Source organism: Pseudomonas sp. (assembly GCF_030698175.1).
Lineage (GTDB): Bacteria > Pseudomonadota > Gammaproteobacteria > Pseudomonadales > Pseudomonadaceae > Aquipseudomonas.
Window position 1 is genome coordinate 1 of the sequence record NZ_JAUYNT010000014.1, and the last position, 14816, is coordinate 14816.

Genomic DNA, 14816 nt, shown 5'->3' on the forward strand with positions numbered 1-14816 from the left:
GAAGCCGCAGATGACGAGCGACTTGGCAATTGATGCACTGCTAATGGCGGTATGGCGGCGCAAACCCAAGCAAGAAGTCATGATCCACTCAGACCAAGGCAGTCAATACAGCAGCACAGACTGGCGCAGTTTTCTGAAAGCCAACAACCTGATTGCCAGCATGAGTCGACGCGGCAACTGTCACGACAATGCCGTGGCTGAGAGCTTCTTTCAGCTGCTGAAGCGGGAGCGAATCAAGCGAAAGTTCTACGGCACACGGTAGGATGCCAGGGCCGATGTGTTCGATTACATCGAGATGTTTTACAACCCGAAACGCCGGCACGGTTTCAACAACCAGCTATCCCCGGTAGAGTTTGAAAAGCGACATTTATTGAGCTTGGAAAGTGTCTAGGGAATCCGGGGCGATTCACCTTCGCAAATTATGAGCAAGCATTAGAGTGTTCACATTGCACACCGGGAGCCGAGCCGCCTCTAGTCCTCATACGGCAACGCGAATGGATAAATGAGCCATGCAAGGGAGTTTTTATCCACGAAAGTGGTGAGCGAATAACCGAATGGTGCGTAGAGTGGCTTGGTTCTAGCGCGCGCAAACCTGGGGATATTGAGCAATTTATTGCGAGTAGAGGCAAAGCCTAACAAGGCGGCTCGCTCTCACAAGGCCGCCTAACAAGCGGTTCAAATCGTTCGCTTCGCTCTCTGGGACTGCGTGCCGCAGCCCCTTAACCTAAACGTTAGGTGCCACACTCGGTGATATCACATGGCCACAGTTAGAGAATATTTTGATACCGATCTGAAGTCGTTGTCAGATAATCAAGCAATAAACATACTCCTCTTGTGCTCCGCCGCACTTGTACTTCTGTACGCGCTGCTCAGCTTCAACGTTTCACGCATGCGGCTCAAGCGCCGCAAGTACCCAGAGGTCACCGAGGCCGAAGTAACCAAAGCAATTCGCGCACACGGAAACGCCGCGGAATACATACCGCTTTTTGTAGCATTGTTCCTGTACTTTAATTCAACGCAACCAAGCGTGTTTGTGGCTGGTATTGCGGTCCTCGCGACGCTTAGCCGGGCTGCACACGCCGCAGGCATGTTCCTCATTCCCAGCGTTACCGAGCGACATCCACTTCGGTTCTATGGAGCTCTCGGCACCTATATTTGCTTATTCGCTCTGGGTGGAGCGCTCCTAGTCCGCGCCCTCTAACGAACATCAAGCGCTGCGCATAATAGAGTCGCTCCAGCGGGCAGCCACCAGCTGTCGTGGAGTAAATCAACAGCGTCCATCTGCTGGGACCGCATAGCGCAGCCCCTTAACCGAAACGTTAGGCATCAGGATCCAATATGCGGGTCGAACACGAGTCCCCCAATCAGCCAGATGTTATCGCTCTCATCGCCAATCTCGATGCGTATCAAGACTCTCTATATCCGGCGGAGGCGCGTTATGCGCTCGACGTCGCGTCACTCTCAAAACCCAACGTACTTTTCGTCGTTGCACGGGATGAACGGCATACTGCCCTCGGCTGTGGCGCTGTCGTGCTGAATGACTCTTACGGCGAGGTCAAGCGCATGTATGTGCGGCCCGACGTCAGGGGCAAAGGTATTGCAAAGCACGTAATCGCACTCTTGGAGGCAAGCGCATACGAATCAGGCTGCCGAGAGCTCATGCTTGAAACCGGGCCGTATCAACCAGAGGCACTGAGGTTTTACACAAGCCAAGGCTATGTGCGGCGGAGCCCATTCGGCGTTTACGTCGAGCATCCGCTCAGCGTTTTCATGGGCAAGCCACTCAGTTCGCGGTGTTCTGCGTAACCTAAAGCCGCTCGCTCGGGACCGCGTACCGCGGCCCCTTAACCGAACGTTAGACGCCAAATGGAGATTACGGTGAATCCAGTGCAAACACTCACTCGCTACAAAGCCTGGGCCGACGAGTTTTTCCTGCCGGTAGTTGCTGGCCTTCCTGAATCAGAATTGGTTGCTCCACGGCCAATCATCTTCGGCAGCCTCATCCGCACGCTCAATCATTCGTACCTCATGGACTACGTTTGGCAGTCCAATCTGCTTGGCAGGCCTCATGGACTTACAACTCGCAATCCAGTCGATCACCCGCCCATTGAAGATTTTGTCGTTGCTCAGCTTACGATGGACACATGGTACGTTGACTATGCCGACTCGCTACCCCATGACCAACTTGGTGAGATGGTGAAGTTCGAGTTCATTGGCGGAGGAATCGGTGCCATGTCGCGCGGGGATATTCTGCTGCATGTGGTCAACCACAACACATATCACCGCGGACAGGTTGCAGATATGCTTTATCAGCTCAACGTCATTCCACCCACAACTGATCTTCCGGTCTTCCTGCAAGCGTCGGTTGTCGCCTAACCAGCGGTTCAAATCGTTCGTTGCACTCTCAGGGGGCGTGCCTCTTACTTGATCAGGCCGCTCTGTAACCGTGATTAGCACGCAGTAGCCCAGCAACAAGACGCGCACTTTGCCTGCGGGGCGAGTGGAAACTGTTTTTTGGCCCTGGTACGGCTATGGCGGCAAAAATAACGGCGCCCTTGGACGCCGTTATTATCAGTTGTAGTGCCGGCTCAAACCCTGCGGCACCGCGCTGCTCGGGCAGGCTTGCCAAGGGCCGGTGGGTTGTACGGCCCAGCTCCAGCCGTTATTCCAGTGGTAATAGGTACGCTCGCGGTAATACAGGGCCGGAGCGTTATCTATTACATGGACGCCCAGTTGTGGATCCCAGTGGCTTTGCCCTTGTGGGGGCGGCGCGAAGTGCGGGTGGGGTTTGCCGCTGACTTGCGGCGTCGGCTGGCTCGATTGTCTCGGCTGCAGGCTGCACGCAGCCAGTCCGAGTATCAGGCTCGCGACCAACAGGACGCGGCTGCACTTGAGCATTAGGTCGCGGCTCATTGGTCGGCACTGCTGATGACCAGTAGCTGCAACTCGCTGCTGCTACTGGACAGCGACTGGCTGCGCACCATCCACTCACCGGCCTTGGCATTGCCGGCGCGGGAGATGCGCGCCTGTAATTGCACCTGCGGGAAGTTGGACAGCTTTAACTGCGGCATCATCGCGTCGCTGTCCGACAGGCTGACCTCGGCCGGTAAATCCGCCACGGTCAGGCGTTTAACCGCCAAGGGCATTGGCGGCCCTGCGCTGGCCTTGGCGAAGATAAATACGCTGTCGCCGGGCAGCACCTTGCCTTTGAGCTCATCTGCCAAGCTCACCCGTACCTTAAGTGTTGCGCCCGTGGCAGCAGCAACCACAGGCACTGCCGGCAGGCTCTCGCCAGCGGCAGTCATTTGCTCCAGAGCGCGCGCTATGCCGCCTTCCAGCGGCGCGCGTGAGGGGTCATCGGCCGGCAACGCCGCCACCAAGCGGCGCCAGTACAGCACAGCATCCTTGAAACGCCCGGCTTCGAAGGCGGCAATACCGAGCAGACCGAGGCTGGTGGCCTCTTGCGGGTCAGCCTTCAGGGCTTCGTCGGTCAACGTTTGTAACTGCGCCGACCACTTTTTATCGGCAACAAAATACAGCGCCTGGGCCCACTGGCCGAGTAATTCGGGCTGGCGGCCGGCCAGGTTCACGGCTTTTTCAAATGCCGTGGCGGCGTCCTGCGGACGGGTTTGCGCCATGTAGGTTCGGCCGAGGAAATACCAGGCCTCGGCAGACTCAGGCTGTAGCTGCACAGCCTGCTCAAGGCGCGCGGTCATTTCCTCAACCGAGCGTGGAGCTTGGGCAAATTGCCGGGTCAACTCAACTTGCTCACTGGCGCCCCACTGCAGATACAGGCCCAAGCCCAGCAGCGGCACCATGACCGCAGCCGCTAAAGGCAACCACTTAGCCAGTGGTGCGCGCCGCTCGGTCTCGCAACCATCGGTATCGGCCAGCAGTTCACGGGCGGCTTCGGCTTGGCCCTGAGTCAACTGCTCGGCACTGAGTACGCCGACGGTCTGCTGCGCTTGTAGCTCGGCCAGACGCTCTTGGTAGAGCGCGACGTTGAGGGCGGTGCGGTCTTCTTCGGTTTGCGCCTTACGACCACGCAACAGCGGTAGCAGCAGTACAGCAAGGGCGGCCAGCAACAGCAGGCTGGCAACGATCCAGAAATCCATCATGGGGCTTATTTATCCAGCTGATTGGTATTGGGCGAGGTGCTATCAAGCAACTTGGCGAGGCGCTCACGCTCCTCGGGGCACAGATCGGTGCTGGTCGCACTGGAGCGGCGGCGACGAATGACCATCAGCAGCAATAACAGCGCGCCACCGCCCAAGGCCACCGCTGGGCCATACCAGAGGATGAGAGTGCGGGCATTGACCGGAGGCTTGTAGCGCACGAAGTCGCCGTAACGGTTCACCAGATACTCGACGATTTGCTCATCGCTCTGCCCCTCTTGCAGCATGCGATAGATTTCGCGGCGCAAGTCGGTGGCAATCGGCGCATTGGAGTCGGCGATATCCTGATTCTGACACTTGGGGCAACGCAGCTCCTTGGTCAGCGTGCTGAAGCGCTCGCGCTTGGCTTGATCGGCGAACTCGTAGGTATCGATGGCCGCAAAGGTCAACCCGCTTAGCAGCAAGCTGCCGAACAAGGCCAGTATCAACCGTTTCATGGCCGCGCCTCGTCAACCAGGCCTTGATACAGACCGGCCAATTGTTCGCGCCAGACTTGCGCATCGATCACACCGACGTACTTGTGGCGGATGATCCCGTCTTTATCGACCAGGAAAGTTTCGGGAGCGCCGTACACGCCCAAATCCAAGCCAAGGCCGCCCTTTTCATCATTAATATTGAGCTGATAAGGGTCGTGTAGATCCACCAGCCATTGTTGCGCAGCCTTGTTGTCATCCTTGTAGTTGACCCCAAGAATGCGCACGCCTTGGCCGCGTAATTCGGTGAGGAACGGATGCTCGACACGACACGACGGGCACCAGGTCGCCCAGACATTAACCAACGCCGGCTGGCCCTTGAGATCGGCCTCGGTGATCACTCGGTCGCCACTGACCGCCGGCAAGCTGAAGGCCGGGAATGGCTTGTCGATCAAGGCTGAAGGCAACTCGGCCGGGTCAAGGTAGAGGCCGCGGTACAAGAACACCGCCACCGCCAAAAACACTACCAATGGCAGTAACAACAACGCCCGCTTCATGCTGATGCTCCCGCCATGCCCAGCGCTTCACGTACGCGACTCTTAACTTTGAGCCGGTAACGTCTATCGCAGGCGGCCAACAAGCCGCCGAGACCGGTCATCAATGCGCCCAGCCAGATCCAGCGGATGTAGGGTTTCACATGCACCCGCACCGCCCACGCGCCGTCTTCCAGCGGCTCACCGAGAGCCACGTAGAGGTCACGGGTAAAGCCTGCGTCGATAGCGGCCTCGGTCATCATCGAGCCTTGTACGGTGTACAGGCGCTTCTCGGGGTACAGCAGGGTCACTTGCTGGTCGCCGACAAACACCCGAATGCTGGCCTTATCAGAGGTGAAGTTCGCGCCCTGATGATGCTCGGCGCCCTCGAAGACAAAGCGATAACCGCCCACTTCAACGGCTTCGCCCGGTGCCAGGCGCAAATCGCGCTCGCTGTTGTTTTGGCTCGACAGCACGATGCCCAAGGCGCACACGGCGATGCCTAAATGCGCCAGTTGCATGCCCCAATAACTGCCAGGCATACCAAGGCTGCCTTTGATCAAGCCCTTGTTGCGGGTTTTGTCGCGCAGATCGCGCAACCCAGCCAGCACCACCCAGGCCGCCAACACACAGACGGCCAATACCGCCCAGTGGAAATCGCCCAGCACTAACGAACCCAACACACCGAGCGCGGCGCTGCCGAGTAACACCGGCGCCAGCATGCTCAGCAGCCATTGCCCCGGGGTGCTCTTCCAGCGCACCAGCATGCCGATGGCCATCACCGCCATCAGCACCGCCATCAGCGGCAAGAACATGGCATTGAAGTACGGCGGACCGACCGACATTTTGGCCCCGGTCAGTGCGTCCAGCAGCAAGGGATAGAGGGTGCCGAGCAAGATCATCGAGGCGGCGACTATCAGCACCAGGTTATTGGCCAGCAGCAGGGTCTCGCGCGACAACAGCGCAAATCCCACCTGACTTTTGACCACCGGTGCACGGAAGGCGAACAAGGTCAGCGAGCCGCCAACCACTATCAACAGAAACGCCAGGACGAAAATCCCGCGCTCAGGGTCGGTGGCAAACGCATGTACCGAGGTCAGCACCCCGGAACGGACCAGGAAGGTGCCGAGCAGGCTCAAGGAAAACGCGGCAATCGCCAGCAATACTGTCCAGCTTTTGAATACGCCGCGCTTCTCGGTCACGGCCAGGGAGTGAATCAGCGCAGTGCCCACCAGCCACGGCATAAAGGAGGCGTTTTCCACCGGATCCCAGAACCACCAACCGCCCCAGCCAAGTTCGTAATAGGCCCACCAGGAGCCCAAGGCGATACCGATGCCGAGAAAGGCCCAGGCCACCAAGGTCCAAGGTCGCGACCAGCGCGCCCAAGCGGCGTCCAAGCGACCGCCGAGCAAGGCGGCAATGGCGAAAGCGAAGGCCACCGAAAAGCCGACATAGCCCATATAGAGCATCGGCGGATGAACGATCAGGCCGATGTCTTGCAGCAGCGGATTAAGGTCGCGGCCATCGGTTGGCATATTCGGCAACAGCCGGGTGAAGGGATTGGAGGTCAGCAGCAGGAACAACAGAAAACCAATGCTGATCATGCCCATCACCGCCAACACACGGGCCAGCATCACCTCCGGCAACTGTCGCGAGAAGATCGACACGGCGCAGGTCCAGCCGCCCAAAATCAACACCCACAGCAGCAGCGAACCCTCGTGGGCGCCCCAGACTGCGCTGAACTTGAAGTACCAGGGCAAGGCGCTGTTGGAGTTGCTGGCCACATAAGCAACCGAGAAATCATCGGTGACAAAGGCGTAGGTCAGCGCGGCAAAGGACAGCAGCAGAAAGCCAAACTGGCCACGGGCCGCCGGCACCGCCAGGCTCATCCACAGCCGATCACCGCGCCAGGCGCCAATCAGCGGCAGGCTGGCCTGTACCAGTGCCAGACACAGGGCTAGGGCTAGGGCCAGGTGACCCAGTTCCGGAATAATCAGCGCAATGTTCATGGCTTGGCGCCTTCGCTATTCATCGGTTTTAACTGACCGCTGTCGGTTAAGGCTTTGGTGACCTCGGGCGGCATGTATTTTTCGTCGTGCTTGGCCAGCACTTCATCCGCGATTAGTACGCCCTCGCTGTTGAGCTTGCCGAGAGCGACTATGCCCTGCCCTTCACGGAACAAGTCCGGCAGGATGCCGCGATAGCGAATGGTGACGTTTTTGACAAAATCGCTGACCACAAACTCAACATCCAGCGAGTCGCCAGAGCGCTTAAGCGAGCCCTTCTCGACCATCCCACCGGCGCGAATCCGGGTATCGGCCGGTGCCTCGCCATTGGCGATCTGGGTCGGCGTGTAGAACAGGTTGATGTTCTGCTGCAGGGCGCTCAGGGCCAAGCCAACCGCAATAGCCACACCGGCCAGAATGGCTAGAATAATCAACAGTCGTTTCTTGCGCAGCGGATTCACTTCAACTCCTCACGGCGCAAACGGCGCGCCTGTTCTTGCAAATAACGACGTTTAGCCAGCAGCGGCACGCCCACATTAAACGCCAGCACCAGCAGGCTAATGCCATAGGCCGACCAGACGTAAACGCCGTGGTTGCCCATGGCGGCAAAGTCGGCGAAGGATGCGAAATTCATGACAACTGCCCCGCCGCCGCTTTGATTTCCGCCTTGACCCAACTGCTGCGGGCCTCGCGTTTAAGCACCTCAAGGCGCATGCGCATTAGCAGCACACAGCCGAAGAAGCAGTAGAAACCCAACAGCATGATCAGCAGTGGCAGCCACATTTCCGCCGGCATCGCCGGTTTTTCGGTCAATTTGAAGGTGGCGCCTTGGTGCAACGAGTTCCACCAGTCCACCGAATATTTAATGATCGGGATGTTGATCACCCCGACAATCGCCAGCACCGCACAGGCCTTGGCCGAACTGTCGCGGTTGCTGATCGCCTGGCCGAGGGCGATCACGCCAAAATACAAAAACAGCAAAATCAGCATCGACGTCAGCCGCGCATCCCACACCCACCAAGCGCCCCAGGTCGGCTTGCCCCAGATGGCGCCGGTGACCAAGGCGATCACCGTCATCCAGGCTCCAATCGGCGCGGCGCATTGCAAGGCGACATCGGCCAGCTTCATCTTCCACACCAGCCCCACCACACCGGCCACCGCCAACATGATGTAGCACGACTGCGCCAGCATGGCGGCCGGCACATGTATGTAGATGATGCGAAAACTGTTGCCCTGCTGGTAATCGGCCGGGGCAAAGACCAAGCCCCAGACCAGGCCGACACCGATCAACAGGGCGGCGGCCAACGCCAGCCACGGCAACCAACGGCCACTGGTTTGGTAAAACCATTTTGGCGAGCCGAGCTTGTGAAACCAGGTCCAATTCATATCAATATAAACTCGTCATTCAGCCACGCTGATGGTCAAGCCAGCAGCAATGGCAAAAGGGCTCAGGGTTATCGTCAGCACCATCAGGCTGGCCATCCACAATAAATAGCCGCCGGTGGGCAGGCCTTGCAGCGCCGCCTGCAGCACGCCGCTGCCAAGAATCAGTACCGGGATATACAGCGGTAAAATCAACAACGCCAATAACAAACCACCGCGCTTTAGACCGACGGTTAAAGCGGCACCGACCGCGCCGAGCAAGCTCAGCACCGGCGTGCCCAGCAGCAACGACAGCAGCAAGGTGGGCACACAGCGCCCCGGCAAGCCGAGCATCAACGCCAGCAAAGGCGACAACAACACCAAGGCCAAACCGGAAAACAGCCAGTGTGCCAGCACCTTGGCCAACACTAGAAGCGCTAAGGGGTGCGGCGAAACGACCCACTGCTCCAGCGAGCCGTCCTCAAAATCACTGCGAAACAGGCCATCGAGCGACAGCAAAACCGCCAGTAAGGCGGCCACCCAGAGTAAACCTGGCGAGAGGGTTTGCAGCAGCTGGCTTTCCGGCCCGACCGCCAGCGGGAACAGCGCAATCACTATGGCAAAAAATACCAGCGGGTTGGCCAGCTCGGCCGGGCGGCGAAACAACAACCGTGCCTCACGGGCCAGCAATAAACTGAACACGTTACTCATGCGGCCCCCAGCAGCAGCTCGACGTAGCCGGCCGGCTTGACCCCGAGGTTGTGGTGGGTGGTGAGAATGACGATACCGCCCTGCTCGCAATGGCTGGCCAAATGCTGCTCCAACTGGGCGACCGCCTGTTTGTCCAGGGCGGTAAAGGGCTCATCGAGAATCCACAACGGCGGCGCATTCAGATATAAGCGCGCCAACGCCACGCGCCGCTGCTGACCTGCCGACAGGGTATGACAGGGCACATCCTCAAAGCCGCGCAAGCCGACTGCCGCCAATGCCGCCCAAATCGCCGCACGCTCGGCGGGATGCTGCAAGGCGCACAGCCAGGCGAGGTTTTCTTCCGCCGTGAGCAGACCCTTGATCCCGGCCGCATGGCCGATCCACAGCATGCTCGCGGCCAGCTGCGTCCGTTGCTGCGCCAGCGGTTGGCCGTGCAGGAGAATCTGCCCGGCAGTCGGCTGCATCAAGCCGGCCAACAACCGCAACAGACTGGTTTTACCGCTACCATTGGGGCCACTGACCTGCAGCATTTGCCCAGCCTGCAGGCTCAGCTCAAGCTGGCTAAACAAGATCCGCCAATCCCGCTCGCAGGCGAGCGCCACGGCTTGAATAAATGGACTGGTCACGGCTACCTGTCTTTTAGGTTGAAGGGGGCGTTCAAGTCGAGGCTAGGGTTGGCCGCTATACTGCTACAAGCAGTCGCAGCCGACCCGGACAGGCTGAGTGAAAACTACCGCGCTCGTTTTTCACCCAGAAGGTGAACGGGGCGGCATTATACATGCCCACCCTGTGCTCCGAAGCAGGCATTTTCGACAGGTTGTAACCCGATGACGGCCGAAATCAGCAGCCCTCGCCCGCTGCCACCGACAACTACTGCGCCGCGCCACAACGCCACTGAGCAGGCGATCAAACTGCTACAGCCCTTAGAGGGGCTGCTGGCAATTGGCGAGAGCGCCAGCGCTGAAGTCATCAACCTCAAACAGGTGGCGCAAAGCTTTCAACTGCTGCTCAAGTTGACCCTTGCCAACGGCCAGCAGAGCATGTTGCAAGCCAGCAGCAACCGGCCCCTGGCCCAAGGCACCGCGCTGGCGGTTACCGCACTGTCGCAAACTCGCCTGAGCATCGCGCTGCTGGCTCCCCAAGGCCCATTGCAGAGCCTCGATCTTGAGCAGTTACCGCTAGGCACCCTGCTACAAGCCAAGGTTATTAGCAGTGAGCAACTGCTCTCCAGCAAGGCGCAGAGCCTCTACAAAGTCATAGTCAACCTGCTCAACAGCCCCCTGGCGGGGACTAAACTCAGCCTTGAAACGCCATTAGCACTGCCGGTGGGCAGCCTGCTCAGCGCGCAGGTGAAAGGCGCCCAAGCCTTGAGTTTTCTGCCCCTGAGTGGGCGACTCGATCAGCTTGAGCTGAGCCAACAACTGCAGACCCAGCAAGGCCGTCAAGGCTCGCTGGAGAGCTTACTGAAAAACTTGCAGAACCTGACCGCCACGGGGACTGCGAGCACTTCCGGCGGCGCGCTTCCCGAGGCGCTGCGCGGCAGCATCGACAAGCTACTCGGTGCCTTGCCAGATATGCAGCAGATGAGCAGCGCCAAAGGCGTGGCGCAAGCGCTAGAGGACAGCGGCGTGTTTCTCGAGGCCAAGTTACTTGAGGGTAAATTACCGGCACTGACTCAGGATCTGAAAGCCAACCTGTTGCGCCTGGTCGCCCAACTGCTGCCGGCGTTGCCCGGCGCCGCCAACGCCGCACTACTCGCCGGCAGCAGTCAAGGTAGCCTGGCCCAGGTACTGCCGATGTTCGTGCGTAACTTACTGGGCAATCTCGGCCAGGCCGGCTCACGCCAGCAAGCCGGTAATTTTCCGCTGCCAACCCGACTGTTACAAAACCTGGAGGCCGATGGCGACCTGGAAAACCTGCTACGCCTCGCCGCCGCCGCCGTATCGCGCCTGCAAACCCATCAACTGTCGAGCCTGGCGCAAACCCAGATAGGCCCGGAAGGCAATTTACTGACCACCTGGCAACTGGAAATCCCGATGCGCAACCAGCAAGAACTGGTGCCTGTGCAAGCCAAAATACAGCGCGACGAAAGCCCTAAAAAAGGCGCCAAAGAACCCGCAGAAACCCTTTGGCGGGTTGAGCTGGCCTTTGATCTGCCGCCACTGGGCCCCTTGCAAGTGCAAGCGCAATTGGCCCGCGGCAGCGTTTCAAGCCAGCTATGGGCCGAACTGCCGAGCACCGCCAACTTAATCGCAAGCGAGCTGAACCATTTACGGGAGCGCCTGACTGACGCAGGTTTGAATGTCGGCGAACTGGCCTGCCGCCAGGGCACGCCACCACAAGGCCAACGCACTAGCCTCGAACAACGCTGGGTGGATGAAACCGCATGAAACGCCAAACCCCACGCCAGGCCATAGCCCTGAGCTACGACGGTAACAGTGCGCCAAGCCTGACCGCCAAGGGCGACGACCAATTGGCCGAGGCCATACTCGCCATCGCCCGTGAATATGAAGTGCCGATTTACGAAAATGCTGAACTGGTGCGCTTGCTCGCGCGCCTGGAACTGGGTGATGCGATACCCGACGCGCTGTACCGCAGCATTGCCGAAATCATTGCCTTTGCCTGGTATTTAAAGGGCAAATTCCCCGCCGACTTTGACCCCGCGCAAGCCGGCCAGCCGCCGTTCAGCAATCCGCAGCGCTAGCAGCCGGACAAGGCAGTTAAAACGGGAAAGGCATAATGGGTTTAGCTTAAAGAAGGGTTGCCGGCGGCAAGTATGCGGCGAGGATTATCAGGCTTTGGAGCGATGTAGTTTGCGCACCAACTCGGCCTCGGCGGTACTCAAGCCACAGGACTGGGTCAGCTCGTCGACACTGGCGCCCAACCCGGCTAACCGCGCAGCCTGGGTAAAAGACAAGCTATTAGGATCACGCTGCTCGATCTGATTAAGCTTGTCCGGCAGCGGCGCCACCACGCGGCGCAGCTCGTGCAGTTCTTCACCCATGCGGATACTGCCGGCCAGGTAGGCATCCAAGCGCCGTACTAACTCTTTGCTGCGTTGATCGCGCTGGCTATCGCGCTCGGCCTGCAGCAGTGCCTGCTGACGCTGGCTCAATATCAGCCACAAGCAGGTACCCGCCAGCAAGACGCAAAAAAACGCGAGCGCAACCACCGCCACTTCAAGCATGAGTTAGAAGTTCTCCATGTCCGACCATTCTTCTTCAGACATCATTTTGTCGAGCTCAACCAAAATCAGTAGCTCGCCATTCTTGTTGCACACGCCTTGAATAAACTTGGCCGACTCATCGTTGCCAACGTTAGGCGCAGTTTCAACTTCCGATTGGCGCAGATAAACCACCTCGGCCACGCTGTCGACCAGGATGCCGACCACTTGTTTGTCGGCCTCAATAATCACGATCCGGCTATTGTCGGTGATCGAGGCAGAATACAAACCAAAGCGCTGACGGGTGTCGATGACCGTCACCACGTTACCGCGTAAGTTAATAATGCCCAGCACATAGCTCGGTGCGCCAGGTACCGGAGCGATCTCGGTATAACGCAACACTTCCTGAACCTGCATCACGTTGATGCCATAGGTTTCATTGTCCAACCGGAAGGTTACCCATTGCAGTATGGGATCTTCGGAACCGTGTGCTGAGCTTTTATTCATGTCCAGAGCCTCATCAAAAACCGCATTCAGCGGCATACGCGGGTGCCGCGCTGTTATTACTATAGAACCTTGCACGAGCAAGGCGCCGCTATCGACTTAAGGAATCTCTGAAAAAGGTAGCGAGCGATGGTTAGGCAAGGCGAAATCAGCCGAAAAAGCGCAGTTTACGTGCTGTAAATGAGCATTTTGAGGCTGATTTCAACGCAGCATAACCGAGCGCAGTAGTTTTTCAGGGGTTCCTTAATGTAATTGTCCGTTGACCATTCGCTTAGCCGCCCCGCTGGCAATTAATTCAGCCAGAACCGCTACATCCAACAGCGCACACATATGTTCAATCACCGTACCGGCCAACCAAGGCCGTTGGGTGCGTTGACCGCGCCACTTGACTGCATTGGGATCAAGCCGAATCGAGCGACTCACCTGATGTACGGCCAAGCCCCACTCGTAGCCTTGCACCGAAATCACATACTGCAAGCCATCACGAAATTCGTCGCGATAGCGATCGGGCATAACCCAGCGCGCCGTATCGAGCACCTTAAGATTGCCGGTGGGTGCCGGTAAAATCCCCAGAAACCAGTCTGGTTGACCAAACAAGGGGGTCAGCTCCTGGCCGGCCAGTGGATAGATAGTCCCCAGGCACACCAATGGCACCGCCAACGTTAGACCCGCCACATCAAACAACAAGCACTCAAAGGGTTCTTGCGCCCAACTCGGCGGCCCACCTGCGGGCAGCAATACCGATGGCACTGCAGGCTGCAAGGCCGGTGTCGGCTCCACAGGTGTAATCAGCACGGCATCGACCGGCACCGCTATCACCTGCGGCATCACCACTCGCGGCTCAGGCTGACTGACCACCGCCGCAGGCACGGGCAACTGCACCGTTACGCGGTGCAAACGCGCATCACGCACCTGCTCTTCCAGCACTGCAGTTTCGAACTCATCCAGGCTGACACTGTCCGCCAATTCGGCGGCAGCATCCTGCAACAAGGCATCCAGATAGGACATCAAGGCCAGTTGTGGGCGAGTTGCAGTGACTACCGGGCGACTCATAGAACATTTCCGTTAAAACAGCCTTTACAGCCTATCGGCCAACCACCGGACAAACTTGAGCGCCAGCTATTGCACCCAGCCATTTCAAGCCACCTGCGTACTGGGCTGCAACGCCAGCAACTGTTTGAGCAACGCCCGATAAGCCAGCACCGCCCGACAGTTTGGGTCAAATTGCGAAGGCACAAGACCGGCGCGACTGGCATCACGCAAGCGCGTATCAACTGGAATATAAGCCGGCCAAAGGTTCTCTGGATAGCTATTGCGCAGTACCCGTAAAGTACTCATGGAGGCCTGGGTACGCCGATCAAACAAGGTAGGCACTATCAGATAAGGCAACGCCTGTTTGCGCGACCTATTGATCATCGCCAGGGTGTTGACCATTCGCTCCAAGCCTTTAACCGCGAGAAACTCGGTCTGCACCGGGATAACTAACTGCTGGCTGGCTGCCAAGGCGTTAACCATCAAAATCCCCAGCAGCGGCGGACTGTCGATCAGCGCGTAATCGAACTCACCCCACAACTGCGCCAAGCTCTTGGCAATCACCAGGCCCAAGCCACTTTGACCCGGCGACTGACGCTCCAGCGTGGCCAGCGCGGTACTGGCCGGCAGCAACGCAATGCGTTCATGGCTGGTGGGTAACAACAATTGCTTAGGCAAATCTTGTGGCACCACGCCCTGATGTAAAAACAGATCGAAACTGCTGTGCTCCAAGGCATCTGGATCATGGCCAAAATAGCTGGTCATGGAACCATGGGGATCCAGGTCGACCATCACCACACGTTTGCCGGCATCGGCCAGCAAACCGGCAAGGGCAATGGATGTGGTGGTCTTACCGACTCCACCTTTTTGATTGGCGACTGCCCAGACTCTCATTATTTTCGTCCTCCCGGCGCGAC

19 protein-coding genes and 1 pseudogene are annotated in these 14816 nt (G+C 58.5%); 6 read left to right on the forward strand and 14 right to left on the reverse strand.

Translation table 11 applies throughout. The features are described from left to right. The 4 genes and pseudogenes from Q8R10_RS06000 to Q8R10_RS06015 all read left to right on the forward strand — a co-directional run. Positions 1-391: pseudogene (locus Q8R10_RS06000) on the forward strand (DDE-type integrase/transposase/recombinase); the annotation flags it as partial. Positions 392-757: 366 nt separating this feature from the next. Continuing rightward, entirely contained in the window at positions 758-1201 is a 444-nt protein-coding gene (locus tag Q8R10_RS06005) for an MAPEG family protein (protein WP_305651955.1), read from the forward strand. 137 nt (positions 1202-1338) lie between these two features. Beyond that, the gene (locus Q8R10_RS06010; protein WP_305651957.1) at positions 1339-1806 is read left to right on the forward strand and encodes a GNAT family N-acetyltransferase; all 468 of its coding nucleotides are present in this window, start codon (positions 1339-1341) and stop codon (positions 1804-1806) included. A 72-nt stretch (positions 1807-1878) separates the two neighbouring features. After that, positions 1879-2376, forward strand: coding sequence for a DinB family protein (locus tag Q8R10_RS06015; RefSeq protein WP_305651958.1), 498 nt, complete (start codon positions 1879-1881; stop codon positions 2374-2376). Positions 2377-2571: 195 nt separating this feature from the next. On the opposite strand, the gene Q8R10_RS06020 is transcribed toward Q8R10_RS06015, so the two are convergent. The 10 genes from Q8R10_RS06020 to ccmA are packed head-to-tail and all read right to left on the reverse strand — an operon-like array spanning position 2572 to position 9826. After that, positions 2572-2898, reverse strand: coding sequence for a hypothetical protein (locus Q8R10_RS06020; RefSeq protein ID WP_305652168.1), 327 nt, complete (start codon positions 2896-2898; stop codon positions 2572-2574). A gap of 11 nt (positions 2899-2909) precedes the next feature. Next, the gene (gene ccmI / locus Q8R10_RS06025) at positions 2910-4118 is read right to left on the reverse strand and encodes a c-type cytochrome biogenesis protein CcmI (RefSeq protein ID WP_305651960.1); all 1209 of its coding nucleotides are present in this window, start codon (positions 4116-4118) and stop codon (positions 2910-2912) included. Positions 4119-4123: 5 nt separating this feature from the next. Then, positions 4124-4612 carry a cytochrome c-type biogenesis protein gene (locus Q8R10_RS06030; RefSeq protein WP_305651962.1) on the reverse strand — a complete coding sequence of 163 codons (489 nt, stop codon included), beginning with the start codon at positions 4610-4612 and terminating at the stop codon, positions 4124-4126. Next, on the reverse strand, positions 4609-5145 hold the full coding sequence (locus Q8R10_RS06035) for a DsbE family thiol:disulfide interchange protein (protein ID WP_305651964.1): 537 nt from the start codon (positions 5143-5145) through the stop codon (positions 4609-4611). Before Q8R10_RS06035 ends, Q8R10_RS06030 begins: the two co-directional genes overlap by 4 nt. Continuing rightward, the gene (locus Q8R10_RS06040) at positions 5142-7115 is read right to left on the reverse strand and encodes a heme lyase CcmF/NrfE family subunit (protein WP_305652169.1); all 1974 of its coding nucleotides are present in this window, start codon (positions 7113-7115) and stop codon (positions 5142-5144) included. Before Q8R10_RS06040 ends, Q8R10_RS06035 begins: the two co-directional genes overlap by 4 nt. Positions 7116-7126: 11 nt before the next feature. After that, positions 7127-7588, reverse strand: coding sequence for a cytochrome c maturation protein CcmE (gene ccmE / locus Q8R10_RS06045; RefSeq protein ID WP_305651966.1), 462 nt, complete (start codon positions 7586-7588; stop codon positions 7127-7129). Continuing rightward, entirely contained in the window at positions 7585-7761 is a 177-nt protein-coding gene (ccmD, locus tag Q8R10_RS06050) for a heme exporter protein CcmD (RefSeq protein WP_305651967.1), read from the reverse strand. The genes ccmE and ccmD overlap by 4 nt, the downstream gene beginning before the upstream one ends. After that, complete coding sequence (locus Q8R10_RS06055; RefSeq protein ID WP_305651968.1) at positions 7758-8513, reverse strand: heme ABC transporter permease; 756 nt, start codon at positions 8511-8513, stop codon at positions 7758-7760. Before Q8R10_RS06055 ends, ccmD begins: the two co-directional genes overlap by 4 nt. A 15-nt stretch (positions 8514-8528) precedes the next feature. Continuing rightward, a complete protein-coding gene (gene ccmB, locus Q8R10_RS06060) occupies positions 8529-9200 on the reverse strand; it encodes a heme exporter protein CcmB (RefSeq protein WP_305651969.1) in 672 nt (223 codons plus the stop codon). Then, positions 9197-9826: a cytochrome c biogenesis heme-transporting ATPase CcmA gene (gene ccmA / locus Q8R10_RS06065; protein WP_305651971.1), complete on the reverse strand. Its 630-nt coding sequence runs from the start codon at positions 9824-9826 to the stop codon at positions 9197-9199. The genes ccmB and ccmA overlap by 4 nt, the downstream gene beginning before the upstream one ends. Positions 9827-10027: 201 nt before the next feature. On the opposite strand from ccmA, the gene Q8R10_RS06070 reads away from it, so the two are divergent. Continuing rightward, positions 10028-11590, forward strand: a complete 1563-nt coding sequence (locus tag Q8R10_RS06070; RefSeq protein ID WP_305651972.1) for a flagellar hook-length control protein FliK — start codon at positions 10028-10030, stop codon at positions 11588-11590. Then, positions 11587-11904: an EscU/YscU/HrcU family type III secretion system export apparatus switch protein gene (locus Q8R10_RS06075; RefSeq protein ID WP_305651974.1), complete on the forward strand. Its 318-nt coding sequence runs from the start codon at positions 11587-11589 to the stop codon at positions 11902-11904. Before Q8R10_RS06070 ends, Q8R10_RS06075 begins: the two co-directional genes overlap by 4 nt. Before the next feature lie 87 nt (positions 11905-11991). Here the strand turns inward: Q8R10_RS06075 and Q8R10_RS06080 are convergent, their stop codons facing one another. From Q8R10_RS06080 to Q8R10_RS06095, 4 genes are all read right to left on the reverse strand, one after another. Continuing rightward, on the reverse strand, positions 11992-12387 hold the full coding sequence (locus Q8R10_RS06080) for a DUF2802 domain-containing protein (RefSeq protein ID WP_305651976.1): 396 nt from the start codon (positions 12385-12387) through the stop codon (positions 11992-11994). Positions 12388-12390: 3 nt separating this feature from the next. After that, positions 12391-12870, reverse strand: a complete 480-nt coding sequence (locus Q8R10_RS06085) for a chemotaxis protein CheW (RefSeq protein ID WP_305651978.1) — start codon at positions 12868-12870, stop codon at positions 12391-12393. 240 nt (positions 12871-13110) lie between these two features. Then, the gene (locus Q8R10_RS06090; RefSeq protein ID WP_305651980.1) at positions 13111-13920 is read right to left on the reverse strand and encodes a chemotaxis protein CheW; all 810 of its coding nucleotides are present in this window, start codon (positions 13918-13920) and stop codon (positions 13111-13113) included. An 84-nt stretch (positions 13921-14004) separates the two neighbouring features. Further along, a complete protein-coding gene (locus tag Q8R10_RS06095) occupies positions 14005-14793 on the reverse strand; it encodes a ParA family protein (RefSeq protein WP_305651982.1) in 789 nt (262 codons plus the stop codon). Positions 14794-14816 lie beyond the last annotated feature (23 nt).

Excerpts from the sequence above, each read along its gene's own strand:
- Q8R10_RS06055 (WP_305651968.1), bottom strand. The coding sequence starts at position 8,513 with ATGAATTGGACCTGGTTTCACAAGCTCGGCTCGCCAAAATGGTTTTAC.
- Q8R10_RS06070 (WP_305651972.1), top strand. The coding sequence starts at position 10,028 with ATGACGGCCGAAATCAGCAGCCCTCGCCCGCTGCCACCGACAACTACT.
- ccmD (WP_305651967.1), bottom strand. The coding sequence starts at position 7,761 with ATGAATTTCGCATCCTTCGCCGACTTTGCCGCCATGGGCAACCACGGC.
- Q8R10_RS06010 (WP_305651957.1), top strand. The coding sequence starts at position 1,339 with ATGCGGGTCGAACACGAGTCCCCCAATCAGCCAGATGTTATCGCTCTC.
- Q8R10_RS06095 (WP_305651982.1), bottom strand. The coding sequence starts at position 14,793 with ATGAGAGTCTGGGCAGTCGCCAATCAAAAAGGTGGAGTCGGTAAGACC.
- Q8R10_RS06005 (WP_305651955.1), top strand. The coding sequence starts at position 758 with ATGGCCACAGTTAGAGAATATTTTGATACCGATCTGAAGTCGTTGTCA.
- Q8R10_RS06035 (WP_305651964.1), bottom strand. The coding sequence starts at position 5,145 with ATGAAGCGGGCGTTGTTGTTACTGCCATTGGTAGTGTTTTTGGCGGTG.
- Q8R10_RS06030 (WP_305651962.1), bottom strand. The coding sequence starts at position 4,612 with ATGAAACGGTTGATACTGGCCTTGTTCGGCAGCTTGCTGCTAAGCGGG.
- Q8R10_RS06085 (WP_305651978.1), bottom strand. The coding sequence starts at position 12,870 with ATGAATAAAAGCTCAGCACACGGTTCCGAAGATCCCATACTGCAATGG.
- Q8R10_RS06080 (WP_305651976.1), bottom strand. The coding sequence starts at position 12,387 with ATGCTTGAAGTGGCGGTGGTTGCGCTCGCGTTTTTTTGCGTCTTGCTG.
- ccmB (WP_305651969.1), bottom strand. The coding sequence starts at position 9,200 with ATGAGTAACGTGTTCAGTTTATTGCTGGCCCGTGAGGCACGGTTGTTG.
- Q8R10_RS06075 (WP_305651974.1), top strand. The coding sequence starts at position 11,587 with ATGAAACGCCAAACCCCACGCCAGGCCATAGCCCTGAGCTACGACGGT.
- Q8R10_RS06020 (WP_305652168.1), bottom strand. The coding sequence starts at position 2,898 with ATGCTCAAGTGCAGCCGCGTCCTGTTGGTCGCGAGCCTGATACTCGGA.
- ccmI (WP_305651960.1), bottom strand. The coding sequence starts at position 4,118 with ATGATGGATTTCTGGATCGTTGCCAGCCTGCTGTTGCTGGCCGCCCTT.
- Q8R10_RS06090 (WP_305651980.1), bottom strand. The coding sequence starts at position 13,920 with ATGAGTCGCCCGGTAGTCACTGCAACTCGCCCACAACTGGCCTTGATG.